At 36.3% G+C, this 402-nt stretch carries 1 protein-coding gene; it reads right to left on the bottom strand.

Annotation, left to right across the window (positions count from 1 at the left end; translation table 11 throughout):
- Positions 1–152 precede the first annotated feature (152 nt).
- On the bottom strand, positions 153–402 hold a 250-nt coding region (locus CP367_RS10260; RefSeq protein WP_143438841.1), incomplete at its 5' end, for a transposase.

Raw genomic sequence — 402 nt, 5'->3', positions numbered from 1 at the left:
TGTTTTTTTTGTTCGAAACAATCATACGAGAAAGTATCTCCTTTTTCTAATGTTTAAAGAAATAAATTTAAGGAATCATTCATCATTACACAGTCTATTTTACATTCTCGATAACGGTTCAGTATAAAAACTTGTGTAAACGGCTGTGAGATTTAGGATGCCTTTCGGGATATTTCCATTAATCGCAGAAAGAAGTATTCATCATCTGGATACCCATAACCCTTACGTCTCTCAGTCTTGATCTTATTGTTGATACCCTCAAGTTTGCCAGTTGATATCCCGTATTTGGCGAACGTGTAGATCCCTCTCAAATGGTTATTTAAGAGACGCGCAAACCAAATAAAGTGGCTATTCTCAGTTGCCTTGCAGATGTCTATGATCTCTTCAAGTCTAACGCACATT

The organism is Lactobacillus sp. UMNPBX16 (assembly GCF_002553775.1).
Lineage (GTDB): Bacteria > Bacillota > Bacilli > Lactobacillales > Lactobacillaceae > Lactobacillus > Lactobacillus crispatus.
The sequence above is the reverse complement of the archived record's forward strand: the minus strand, read 5'-3'. Positions and strand labels throughout refer to the sequence as shown.